Source organism: Leptospira alexanderi serovar Manhao 3 str. L 60 (genome assembly GCF_000243815.2).
GTDB classification, from domain to species: domain Bacteria; phylum Spirochaetota; class Leptospiria; order Leptospirales; family Leptospiraceae; genus Leptospira; species Leptospira alexanderi.
This window is the reverse complement of record NZ_AHMT02000015.1, coordinates 132501-142500: the sequence shown is the minus strand read 5'-3', so window position 1 is coordinate 142500 and position 10000 is coordinate 132501. Positions and strand designations below refer to the sequence as shown.

The window sequence follows — 10000 nt, the reverse complement described above, 5'->3', positions numbered from 1 at the left end:
AGTTCCAATGTTCCGACTTCGGGTTTTCCGGCGGTTAACCTTTCCGCCGGTGTTTCAATTCCGTGATCCACGGAGTTACGAATAAGATGAAGCAATGGTTCGCCTAACGCGTCTATGACTTTTTTATCTAGTTCGGTGGATTCTCCCGAAAGAACTAGATTGACTTTTTTGCCTGTTTCCAAAGAAAGATCTCTCACCAGTCTGGAGAATCTCCGAAACACGGTAGAAATTTGAACCATACGAATATTCATGATTCCGGATTGAAGTTCTTTGGAAATCCGATTGATAAGATCAATTCTGGATTTAAGATCATTGAACAACTGATCTTCTCCGAAAACCCGAATCAAATCGTCATAGATTCTTTGAAAACCGGAGTTGGTGATGATAAGTTCGCCCACGTTGTTCATCAACTGATCCAGCTTATCAGAGGATACTTTAATACTTTTTAATGTAACCCTGGACTCGGACGCGGCCATATCATCTTCAATTTTGAAATTTGCGGCGACCGCCTCCTGAACGGCTGGAACGTATTCTTGAACGTCCAAAGATTCCACCATATCTACGTTAGCCGCAGTTCGAATTTGTTCGAAAGACTCGGAGGAGATGAACAACAAGGCGACGGAAGTCACGTCCACTCCTCCCTTGTCCAATTCTTCCAAATCGGGAACGGACTTAAACACAACTCCCAAATTCTTCAGGTTTTGAAGAATCAAGGAAAAACGAAGTCCTTTCATCGGAGAATCTTTCCCAAGAGTCACCGAAATTTTCCAACACTTACCGGATGATTTACGGATTTCTTCTTCGAGTTCCCTCACCTCTTCCACTTCGAGATGAATTTCCAACCCACCCGGTCGAGACGGAGTTTCCGCCGGTTTCGATGTGGACGCGGTTTTCTCCGATTTAGGAGCAGGAGCCGAAGCAGGCGGGGCATCACTTGCAACACCCGAAAAAGAAGAAGGATCTTTCTCATAAGCATCCAGTTTTTGAATCATATCCGTAAACGGGGTATCGATTTTATTTCCTTCCGCCACACTTCGAATCACATATTTAATTAGATCAAAACACTGAAAGAGAAGGTTGACGAGTGGAAGTTTGACTTGCAATTTACCGTCTCTCGTCAACTGAAGAAGATTTTCCATCTTATGAGCAAGATCGGAAAGGTTATATAAGCCTACAAAGGCCGCGGAACTTTTTAAGGAATGAGCGGCACGAAAGATATCGTTGATGATCGAAAGGTTTTTATGATCGGCTTCCAGTCTGAGAAGGTTGATGTTCAATTCTTCTATCTGATCTTCCGATTCCTCCAAGAATAGTTCGGTATATTCTCCTAGAATTCCAGCCATTAGATCGCCTCCCGTTCAAAGTTAATCAGGACGGATAAGTTTAGATTGAGTATCAACGTTTCGTCCGCCTGGCTGACTGATTCTATCAAGGAACTATAATTGAGAGTAAGATCGTCGGTGGTATTACTATTGATTTTGTCGTATTGGATCTTTACCACCTGTCTCACCGTATCCACTAGGATCCCCGCACGCTTTTCATCCTGTACAACGACGATAATCCTCGTAGATGGAATGATGTCGCTATAACCGATTCCGAAAACCTGCTTCAAATCTATTATCGGAATGATTTCTCCCCTAAGATTGATCACCCCTAGAATATAATCGCCTCCGTTCGGGATTCTTGTAATTGGAACCGGTTTTAAAATCTCATGGATTTTCAGAATATCGATTCCGAAAATTTCCTCGTTTACGTTAAAAGTTAAATATTCCTTCTGAGACTCCGTAGTCTTATCCGCTTCCAAGGATTCAAGGTAATGTCTACTATCGAATGAGGCCATGATTGCTACCTAACGGTTCTCCATAAAAAATCCAGAATCAATCTATGAAACAGATTGCAATTTGTTTTTCAAGAACAATCGAAAGAAAGAATTTCCTAAATCTAAAAAATTCTTACACTTTTTCCAAAGTGAACTCTTTTTTCGATAAAACCAAAGTTACATGCCATACATAGATTACCGACCACGCGTCTTTGTTCTACTAAGAACTTACATCACACCCGACGCCGAGAAATTAAATTTCGAAAACCACAATCCGTATTCGTTACCTGTTTTGCAAACCAAGCATTTCACTCCGGTACCGACAAAATCCCAATCGAATCAGTGGCCCACAAGTCGTATCGTTAGACTTTCTACTTCCACTTCCTAAGCGTCAGATGACTTAGTGTTATTACCCAATTATCAATCGCACTACTTGAGTTTCTTGCCGTCGAATCTAACAACGTGAATAGCCGATCCGATATACTATCAAATAGACAATATTTTAACGTTTTTTCAGACGATTTGATAGTTTTTTTTCTCTGTAATAACTCTGCCTACTCTTATGTCGTGATCTTCTTTTGGAAAACTTGCAGGGAAAAGTTCCTCGTAAGTAAGTCCAATCAACTTACTCGAATCCACCGCACAAAGGGTTCTGTCATAAAAGCCCCTTCCGCGTCCGAGACGATAACCAAACTCATCATAACCTAAGGCAGGCACGATAATCCATTCAGCTTCGTGAGGATTCAAGATCTTTGCTCCCTTGGGTTCTAAAACATCAAATGGACCGTTTTCCCAAGCTTCCGGAAGAATGAATTCCAATTTCTGATTCATAATTTTTGGGAAATAAATTTCTCTCCCGGAATCGGTCCAACCCAAAACTTTCGGATCGATCTTCACTTCCCACTTATCGGGAACGTAGGCGATGATCTTTCGCGCGTCGGCCGTAATTTTTTTCAAAAATCCAAGAATAATCAGATCTTTTTTTTTCCTTTCTTCCAAAAGGGTAAGTAAAGTTCGAAGTGCGTTTCTAGACTGAAGTTTCAACGAGATTGTTAAACGGATTTAATTTTGAATAAAAGAAAAATCAAAGATCCCCGATGATTCCTTCTTCCAACATCGTAATTAGCTTACGAGTTTTCTCTTCTATCTCTCCGGTTCCTATAGAAACAGACGGCGATTTCTCTTTGATTTCTTTCACTTGTTGCAATTCATCCGCAAAGTTAAGCGCGGCTAAGATGGCGAGTTTTTGTTTTGAAGCCCCAGGCATTCCGGTTCCGAGCTCTCTAAGTTTACGATCCACGTCGTCCGCAAGGGAATAGATATAATCTTCTCCCGCTTCGCTGAGAATCGTATACTCTTCTCCGAGAATTCTGACTTTTACCCTGTGAAGGTCCATTGGAAACAACTCAAGGTTTAGGTTTAGGCTCATCCTCGATAATTAGAAAATCATCGTCTTCGTCGGCGTCAAATACGTTGATCACATCCTCATCGTCTTCAATGATAATATCGTCATCGTCATCTACGGTCAATTCTTCCGTAGTTTCCTCTTCGTCCGAAATTTCGGCGATGTCTTCGTCTTTTTCAGAAACTTCGGTAATGATAGAAATATCGTCGTCATCCTCATCAAGAAGAATGATCTCATCGTCCTCACCAAATTCATCTTCCACGGAAAGGTTTTCTTTGACTGTGTCTACATTAGATGCAGTCGCCACCGGAGAAGGCGAAGAAGCCGTTGGCCCACCACTTCTTGTAGGAAGAGAATCCAATCTTCCCAAAAGCTGGTTGATCTTGTCTTCCAGTTTTCGTTCTCTTTCCTTGAGATCGTTCAGTTCATTTGTTGTTTTTTGTAGTTGATCGCGGAGAGTGGAAAGCTCTTTTTCCTTCTCTTCCATTGCCAATTTCATCTGGTCGTTTTCCGCTCTCAGAGTTTCGTTTTCGGATTCTAAGCGACCATTTTCAGCGCGGAGATCACCGATCAATTCGAGGGCTTTTATGACCTTGCTTTCTAATTCTTCAATGGTCTCCATAGTGAGCATACTTGATTCCCCCTTAAAAAACGTTCTCGGAAAACGAAAAAAACCCTGCAAATACAGGGCGTTCGACTGGTAGTCGGATGTTTATCCAGCTACTTTGATTTTTTCAACCAGGGCGTTAAATACTTCCCGATCGTTGAAAGCCAACTCTGCCAGAGATTTACGATCCATGTTGATCCCTAATTTCTTAAGAGAATTCATGAATACGGAATAAGACAAACCATTTTCTCTTGCGGCGGCGTTAATTCTAATAATCCAAAGTTTACGAAAATCTCTTTTCTTCGCTCTACGGTCACGATAGGCCCACTGCCCCGCTTTCATTACCGCACTTTTTGCCGTTCTGTAAAGTTTAGAGCGGGCCCCGCGAAATCCTTTCGCGTCTTTTAGAACTCTTCTTCTTCTATTTTTGTGGATTGTTCCGTTGACAGCTCTCGGCATTATCTTACTCCATAAGGCATTAATCTGACGATAGATTTCCAGTCAGAATTGTTGACCAAGGTCAAACCACGGAGGCGTCTCCTTCTTTTCGGTCCCTTCTTGGTCAAGATGTGACGGGTATTCATACTCTTACGTTTGATTTTGTTGTTCTTTGTGAACTTAAAACGCTTTGCAGCGGCTCTGTTCGTTTTCAACTTTGGCATCTTATCTACCTTTAGGTCCTATTTCCGGAAGTTATTTCGGATTAATAATTACTACGATCTGTTTTCCGTCTTGAACCGGATCTCTTTCCACCGATCCGTATTCTTTCAAGTCCTCGATCATTCTATAAACAACTTTCATACCGAGGTCGGAATGCATCATCTCCCTACCGCGGAACCGGAGACTTACTTTTACTTTATCGCCCTTTCCTAGAAACTCTTGCGCGTGTTTCTTTTTTATTTCGTAATCGTGACTTTCAATTCTAGGACGAATCTTAATTTCCTTAACATTGATTACGTGTTGTTTTTTCTTTGCTTCTTTGTTCTTTTTAAGTAGCTCAAATTTATATTTTCCGTAGTCGATGATCTTACAAACGTGTAATTCCTGATCCGCCGATACTTCAACGAGATCTAGGTTTTCCTCTTTTGCTTTTCTGAGAGCTTCTTCAAAAGATACGATCGCCACTCCATCATCCGACACTAAACGAACCCTGGAAACGCCTGTAATTTTCTCATTGATCCTATGATTAAAAAGCTTGTCCGTTGCTGATTTTTGACTCGGTTTCCTCTGCATTCATTCTCCGGCTAGATTTCCAAGATTTTATCCTTAAGTGTGTTTTCAAGCGATTTTTGACGCTATTTCGTCAGAACCTGGCTTTATTTCAAGTCGATTTACCTATCGACCTCAAGAAAGAATTCGCTCAATTCTTTCAAGTTCAGCGCTTTTACACGTGTTAGTGGATAAATTTTAAAGACGAGAATCCCTTTTGCTCTTACGAGCAATTGAAAACAAGTCTTTAATTATCAGTTTCAACTTCTAATACCTTCTCAGAGTGATGATTAATAAATGATGAACGTTTCATTTCAAGATCTATGTTCACTCAAACATCTAATTCTATGGATATTATCAAAATAACGGAGCCAAGCGTCTGCCTGTCTGTTGCCAATTTCTCGGCTCTGTTAATTCTGAGTGTTGGTTCCTCTTTTTATTCTTTCTTTCAAGTCTTCCTCGGCAGAAAACTTCCGTACTATCTAAAAACGAGTTGTCAACTTATCTAACCCACCGCTTCGATTTCTTCCTGAAGATTGGAAATGAATCCGATCCGGGTTAGGGTCTTTGTATCTTCCTGACCTCGCATCCTGACCGCAAGAGTTCCGGATTCCATTTCCTTCTCGCCCAATATCAAAAGATAGTTCGCCTTTTTTAATATAGAATCCCGGATCTTAGCTCCGATCTTTTCGTTTCGGGTATCCATTTCGACGCGAAAACCGGCATCGACTAACTCGCGATAAACGTCTTTTGCATATTCGGTCACCTTTTCGGTAATCGTCAAAATTCTTATCTGATTCGGTGAAATCCAAAGAGGAAATTTTCCTTCGTAATGTTCGATTAGAATTCCGATAAATCGCTCCAAAGAACCATAAATAGCCCTATGGATCATAACCGGTCTTTTTTTCTGACCGTCGCTGTCCGTATAATCCAGATCGAAACGCTCGGGCATGGAAAAATCCACTTGGATCGTTCCGCACTGCCAAAGTCTCCCGATCGAATCCTTAATATTGAATTCTATCTTCGGTCCGTAGAACGCCCCTTCTCCTTCTTTGATTCCGTAAGGGATTCCTTTTTTCTCAAGAGATTGTTTTAAGGTATTTGTCGCAAACTCCCAGTCCTCGTCTCGTCCTTGCGATTTTTCGGGACGTGTCGCAATGAATGTTTTGAATTCGTTAAATCCAAATTTCTTATATACGGTAAACGTAAAGTCGATGATATCCATCACCTCGGATTCCAGATGATCCAAAGGCGCGTAGATATGAGAATCGTCTTGTGTAAACGCTCTGACTCGGAAAAGTCCGTGAAGCACTCCGTGCAACTCGTGACGGTGAACGCTTCCAAACTCCGCAAAACGCAAAGGAAGTTCCCGATAAGAATGCAAATGATGTTTGTAGATCAGGGAACATCCCGGACAATTCATCGGCTTAAGAGCGTAATCCTCTTCGTCTATGTCCGTAAAATACATGTTTTCGTGAAAGTTATCCCAATGGCCGGATTTTTTCCAAAGTTCGGAAGAAAGAACCGCCGGAGTTTTGATTTCCTGATAACCTCTTTTGTTACACTCCGATCGTAAGTAGTCCGCGAGGGAATTCCAAAGAATGGTTCCTTTCGGATGCCAAAACGGAAAACCGGGACCTTCCTTTTGAAAGGAAAACAAATCCATTTCCTTCCCAATCTTTCTGTGATCTCTCTTCTTCGCCTCTTCGATCTGAAAAAGATGCTGATCCAGTTCTCTCTTGGTAGGAAAAGCGATTCCATAGATTCGAGTGAGCATCGCGTTGTTTTTATCCGCCTTCCAGTATGCTCCCGAAATCGCAGTTAGTTTAAAAGATTTTAATATTCCAGAACTCGGAACATGCGGTCCTCTACAAAGATCAAACCATTCTCCCATTCCGTAAATGGAAACTTCCTCGCCCGGAATTCCGTCTATGATTTCGATCTTATACTTTTCTCCGAGTTTTTGGAACGTTGAAATCGCTTCTTTTTTTGATACGACCTTTCTCCAAACCGTGTAGTCCGCTTTTACGATCCTTTCCATCTCTGCTTCGATTTTTGGAAAATCCTCCGGAGTGATTACGGTTCCTCCGAAATCAATGTCGTAATAAAAAAATCCCGGACCGTTTTCGATCACCGGACCTACGGTGAGATTTGCATTCTTATATAAATTCTGAACCGCCATTCCTAGTAAATGCGCCGCGGAATGTTGAAATGTCTCCCAACCCGCCTTTTCGGAATAGGTCAATACTTCTATGTTTGCATCGGCTTCCACCGTTCGGGATAAGTCTAGAATTTCCGTTCCGTTCAGTCGTACGGCAAGGGCTTTGTTTTTTAAAAAGGGTAACTCTTTTTCGATGAAGTCTCGATAAGTGAAGCCTAGTGCGACTTTTTTTACTGATTTGTCCGGCAGTGTCAGCTGATACATATTCACGACTTATCCTAAGATTCTATTTTTTCCTGTTAGAAAGAATTCGGCTATAAACTCAAAGCATTGCAACGATTGGTTTCGAAATCTAAAATCGACCGATTCTTGAAAACGACTCATCAAATTCAGATTCTATTTCAGGAGTGAAATTGGTTTTCCCTTTCCATTCGCAAAAATCGAACGGATTTTTCAATCGATTTGTATTGGTCAGAGAAAAACCTGCGACGATTCGAATCACGCCCATTCCTCTTTGTTGGAATTTTGTCCGCTTTTTACCCTCCGTTTAGTGTTGACTATAGCCACCACCTCATCATCTTTGCAGAAGATGAAAGCGTTCTTGGTTCTCGACAACGGCATAATCTTAGAAGGAGAATCCTTCGGTTATGAAAGCGAATCTGTCGGAGAAGTTGTTTTCAATACTTCCATGGCGGGTTACCAAGAGATCCTAACGGATCCTTCCTATTGCAACCAGATTATCACTCTCACTTATCCGATGATTGGGAATTATGGAATTCATCCGGACAATATGGAATCTTCCAAAATTCAAGCAAGCGGGCTGATCGTAAAAGAATATGTGGACCGCCCTTCCAACTTCATGTCCCGGAAAACTCTTTCCCAGTTTCTGAAGGAATATAAAATTCCCGCCATCCAAGGTATCGACACGAGAAAACTGACACGTTACATTCGAACAAACGGTTCCCCGAACGGTGGAATCTTCGTGGCTCAAGAATACTCTCCTAAATTTTTGGAGAAGGTAAAATCCTTTCCGGGAATCATCAACGCCGATCTTGCAAAGGTCGTTACTACGTCCACCAAATATATTTTTGGAACTCATACCGGTAAAAAATTCAAACTTGCAGTGTACGATTACGGAGTAAAAACAAACATTCTCCGTTTGTTGGACTCAAGCGGTTTTGCTGTGACGGTGTATCCTGCTGAAACTTCCGCAGACGAAATTATGAAAGAAGGGACAGATGCATTCTTTCTTTCCAATGGACCCGGAGATCCGGCGCCATTGGGTTACGCGATTGCGGCAACAAAAAAGATCATGGAAAAAGGATATCCGCTTTTTGGAATCTGCCTCGGCCATCAAATCATCGGGCTCTCCTTAGGAAAGAAAACGGAGAAAATGAAATTCGGCCATCGAGGCGGTAACCAACCCGTAAAAAATCTGGAGACCGGTCAGGTAGAAATCACTTCACAAAACCACGGCTTTGCGGTGATCGACGACTCAAATCCAAACGAACCGGTTTCGTTTTTAAATTTAAACGACGACAGCGTCGAAGGAATTTTGAAATCGGGTTATCCTCTACTAACCGTTCAGTACCACCCGGAAAGCGCTCCCGGTCCGAACGACTCAAGATATTTATTTAAGAAATTTTACAATCTTGTTGAAACTACAAAAAGAGGGTTATAGTCGATGACAAATTTTCCGCAACTTCCCGATAGAATTCTCGGCCTTCCAATTGGAAAAGATTTTTCTATAGAGGCCCTCGTCAAAGACCTTTGGAATCCGGAAACCGACGATCTTTTTCCTCCTAAAAATTTCCTCGGTATCGGTTACGGGCTAAACTTCTACGCGATCGCAAGAAAAACCGGATTGCTTTAAGCAAGTTCCAAAGGATCGAACCCGATCCTTTCGTAGAGTGCGTGCGAGAAACCTGTAAAACGACGTATCGAATTCCGTTTTCCTGTGCTTCTTCGATTCTCTTTTTTAAAAGAATCCGTTTTCTTTCATTCCCTCGGACGATTCGCTCGCAAAGTTTTTTGTGAACAAAGCGAGCGGGCTGCAAATAAATTCGATATTTCAATAATTTGGTAACTCAATATTTCTGGATCGAATATTGGTTGGAATCAATCGTTTCGGAAAGAATCAAATAATGTCCCGACCTCTAACGGATGCCGCCAAGGAACCAATTAGAATTTGAACATTTGTTTTATACTTTTCGTCTTGAGTCTTAACGACAAGCTTCATATCTAGCAAAGCTTCAACGTCTCGCTGTAGTGTTCGTTTTGATTTTCTTAAATAACGTGAGTTCGGTATAACAAAATGCGAAAGCGATTATTATGTTGCGCCCATAGGAAGCAACATTGAGTTTAAATTCCGAAGGAATTGGAGCATTATGTTGCGATCGTAGGCAGCAACATTGAGTTAAAGCGCGGTCGCGAGCCATTTTATCTATGAAATTCGCGAGCTGCGACGACCCATAGGGAGTCGTTGCACTTTAGTTTCTGATTCGCCCAAACTTTCTTAGGCCGAACTCACGTTAAATATTGAAGTTGTAAAATATCGTTTGTTTCGGATATTTCTTCTAAAACATATTCGGATTCTATATCGATAGAGAGAATTAAAGCCAACCTTCGATTATTTACCGAGTTTGATTTTCCAGAATAATTGCTTGTTTTAAAAATTTCATTCACATAATTTTTCCAAACTAATTCAATTTGATTTTGACTAACAATGTTAAAAACTTCCTGCAAACCATCTTTAAAACCTTGTAACGCGTAATTTATGAAATGAGTTAAATCTCCGCC

The 10000-nt window shown here is 41.4% G+C and carries 11 protein-coding genes and 1 pseudogene (2 of these 12 only partly in view); 2 read left to right on the top strand and 10 right to left on the bottom strand.

The window, feature by feature from the left end; genetic code table 11:
- The 9 genes from LEP1GSC062_RS04530 to thrS form a co-directional block, all read right to left on the bottom strand.
- Positions 1 to 1343, bottom strand: partial view of a chemotaxis protein CheW gene (locus LEP1GSC062_RS04530; RefSeq protein ID WP_020983559.1) — the beginning only. Its footprint begins 1873 nt before the window's first position; 1343 of the gene's 3216 nt are visible here — the first part of the coding sequence; the start codon lies at positions 1341 to 1343; its stop codon lies beyond the left edge, outside the window.
- On the bottom strand, positions 1343 to 1840 hold the full coding sequence (locus LEP1GSC062_RS04525; RefSeq protein WP_002760767.1) for a chemotaxis protein CheW: 498 nt from the start codon (positions 1838 to 1840) through the stop codon (positions 1343 to 1345). The genes LEP1GSC062_RS04530 and LEP1GSC062_RS04525 overlap by 1 nt, the downstream gene beginning before the upstream one ends.
- 492 nt (positions 1841 to 2332) lie before the next feature.
- Positions 2333 to 2863, bottom strand: a complete 531-nt coding sequence (locus tag LEP1GSC062_RS04520; protein WP_020983560.1) for a 5-formyltetrahydrofolate cyclo-ligase — start codon at positions 2861 to 2863, stop codon at positions 2333 to 2335.
- Between the two features lie 40 nt (positions 2864 to 2903).
- Positions 2904 to 3215, bottom strand: coding sequence for a cell division protein ZapA (locus tag LEP1GSC062_RS04515; protein ID WP_020983516.1), 312 nt, complete (start codon positions 3213 to 3215; stop codon positions 2904 to 2906).
- A gap of 10 nt (positions 3216 to 3225) precedes the next feature.
- Positions 3226 to 3855: a coiled-coil domain-containing protein gene (locus LEP1GSC062_RS04510; RefSeq protein ID WP_020983557.1), complete on the bottom strand. Its 630-nt coding sequence runs from the start codon at positions 3853 to 3855 to the stop codon at positions 3226 to 3228.
- Positions 3856 to 3936: 81 nt separating this feature from the next.
- On the bottom strand, positions 3937 to 4290 hold the full coding sequence (gene rplT / locus LEP1GSC062_RS04505) for a 50S ribosomal protein L20 (RefSeq protein WP_002726297.1): 354 nt from the start codon (positions 4288 to 4290) through the stop codon (positions 3937 to 3939).
- The gene (gene rpmI / locus LEP1GSC062_RS04500; RefSeq protein WP_002765180.1) at positions 4290 to 4493 is read right to left on the bottom strand and encodes a 50S ribosomal protein L35; all 204 of its coding nucleotides are present in this window, start codon (positions 4491 to 4493) and stop codon (positions 4290 to 4292) included. Before rpmI ends, rplT begins: the two co-directional genes overlap by 1 nt.
- A gap of 31 nt (positions 4494 to 4524) precedes the next feature.
- Positions 4525 to 5064, bottom strand: coding sequence for a translation initiation factor IF-3 (gene infC / locus LEP1GSC062_RS04495; RefSeq protein WP_020983568.1), 540 nt, complete (start codon positions 5062 to 5064; stop codon positions 4525 to 4527).
- A 481-nt stretch (positions 5065 to 5545) separates the two neighbouring features.
- Positions 5546 to 7465, bottom strand: coding sequence for a threonine--tRNA ligase (gene thrS, locus LEP1GSC062_RS04490; RefSeq protein WP_010578508.1), 1920 nt, complete (start codon positions 7463 to 7465; stop codon positions 5546 to 5548).
- A gap of 325 nt (positions 7466 to 7790) precedes the next feature.
- Between thrS and carA the strand changes: the two genes are divergently transcribed.
- Together carA and LEP1GSC062_RS04475 are read left to right on the top strand one after the other, a co-directional pair.
- The gene (carA, locus tag LEP1GSC062_RS04480) at positions 7791 to 8882 is read left to right on the top strand and encodes a glutamine-hydrolyzing carbamoyl-phosphate synthase small subunit (protein WP_010578509.1); all 1092 of its coding nucleotides are present in this window, start codon (positions 7791 to 7793) and stop codon (positions 8880 to 8882) included.
- A gap of 3 nt (positions 8883 to 8885) precedes the next feature.
- A complete protein-coding gene (locus LEP1GSC062_RS04475; RefSeq protein ID WP_010578510.1) occupies positions 8886 to 9074 on the top strand; it encodes a hypothetical protein in 189 nt (62 codons plus the stop codon).
- A gap of 659 nt (positions 9075 to 9733) precedes the next feature.
- Here LEP1GSC062_RS04475 and LEP1GSC062_RS25460 read toward each other — a convergent pair.
- Positions 9734 to 10000, bottom strand: a pseudogene (locus LEP1GSC062_RS25460) (Fic family protein); its annotated part runs 162 nt beyond the window's last position; the annotation flags it as partial.

Bases quoted from the DNA above. Each gene is read 5' to 3' on its own strand.
- LEP1GSC062_RS04525 (WP_002760767.1), bottom strand. From the start codon at position 1,840: ATGGCCTCATTCGATAGTAGACATTACCTTGAATCCTTGGAAGCGGAT.
- LEP1GSC062_RS04515 (WP_020983516.1), bottom strand. From the start codon at position 3,215: ATGGACCTTCACAGGGTAAAAGTCAGAATTCTCGGAGAAGAGTATACG.
- LEP1GSC062_RS04510 (WP_020983557.1), bottom strand. From the start codon at position 3,855: ATGCTCACTATGGAGACCATTGAAGAATTAGAAAGCAAGGTCATAAAA.
- rplT (WP_002726297.1), bottom strand. From the start codon at position 4,290: ATGCCGAGAGCTGTCAACGGAACAATCCACAAAAATAGAAGAAGAAGA.
- rpmI (WP_002765180.1), bottom strand. From the start codon at position 4,493: ATGCCAAAGTTGAAAACGAACAGAGCCGCTGCAAAGCGTTTTAAGTTC.
- infC (WP_020983568.1), bottom strand. From the start codon at position 5,064: ATGCAGAGGAAACCGAGTCAAAAATCAGCAACGGACAAGCTTTTTAAT.
- thrS (WP_010578508.1), bottom strand. From the start codon at position 7,465: ATGTATCAGCTGACACTGCCGGACAAATCAGTAAAAAAAGTCGCACTA.
- carA (WP_010578509.1), top strand. From the start codon at position 7,791: ATGAAAGCGTTCTTGGTTCTCGACAACGGCATAATCTTAGAAGGAGAA.
- LEP1GSC062_RS04475 (WP_010578510.1), top strand. From the start codon at position 8,886: ATGACAAATTTTCCGCAACTTCCCGATAGAATTCTCGGCCTTCCAATT.